The organism is Thermococcus celericrescens (genome assembly GCF_001484195.1).
Classification (GTDB): domain Archaea; phylum Methanobacteriota_B; class Thermococci; order Thermococcales; family Thermococcaceae; genus Thermococcus; species Thermococcus celericrescens.
In genome coordinates this window covers 1-990 of sequence record NZ_LLYW01000070.1, presented here as the reverse complement: position 1 = coordinate 990, position 990 = coordinate 1, and the positions used below count along the sequence as shown (strand labels likewise).

General features: G+C 46.8%; 1 pseudogene. It reads right to left on the bottom strand.

What is annotated here, in order from left to right:
• Window positions 1-5: 5 nt before the first annotated feature.
• Window positions 6-990, bottom strand: a pseudogene (locus APY94_RS12790) (RNA-guided endonuclease InsQ/TnpB family protein); the annotation flags it as partial.

Below are 990 nucleotides of genomic sequence, written 5' to 3'. Positions count from 1 at the left end.
GGTCTTCAACCCTCCGGGACSKTCTCCCAATTACCCCTCCCTTGAGCGTACAAACCGCCCAAGTTCAGGGTTATCGTTCCCACAGCCCTCTTCAAAATATTAAACGCCCCAACCAAGTCTGAATTGAAGACAAGCCCCGTCTCGGGACACTTAAACAAACCACGAAGGAAGCGAGCCCCCTCGTGAGGCCTCCCGCAGACGGGACAACGCTTAGACGTGAAAACCTCGTCCACAACCAAAACCCGAATATCATACTCCCCAGCAACTTCCTTCAAGCGTTTGATAACGTAATTAAACCGCCAGACGTGGGAGAGGAGATAATTCTGCTTTTTACCCTTGTTGGAGTTCCCACTGATGCCCTTCGGATAGCCAACAACAATCCTTGAAACACCCATCTGGTAGAGCTTTTCAACTGTTTGTCTCACCCTCGTGTTAATGTAGTGCCTCGCCTGGAGTTTAGCCTTCAAGTGCATTCCTGAGAGTTTCTTACTCTTTTTAGCTCCCGATTTATTGATTTTGGACTGATACTCTGCTATCCGTTTTTGCCAGTAAAAATCAATGCTCTTAAGCGGTCTCCCGTTCACTAAGAAGCTTTCCCCGTTCTCAACGTAAACGGCCATTAAATTGTTTACTCCAAGGTCAATTCCCGCTGAAAGGTTGCCCAAGGGCTGTCTTGGGAGTTCAACCCACTCTTGACCATAAAGCCTTCCCTCCACCGTGTTATGAAATATGAGCATACCATTTCCGCTTAACGGTGTCGTAAGTTATTTCTAATCACCCTTGCTTGCCCTTTAAGTGTATTCTCCCCTTGAATTGAATTTCGAGGCGTTTGAACTTTCCGAGGCCTTTGAGGATTAGTTTGTTTCCTTCAATTTTGTATTGGTCGTTTCTGAGGACTATTAAGCCTTCTCCCTTGATGTAGTTTGGTGGTTTGGGTTTGAGCCAGTTGGGGGGTTCTCCGTTCCGTTTGTTCCTTAAGAGTGAGAAGAA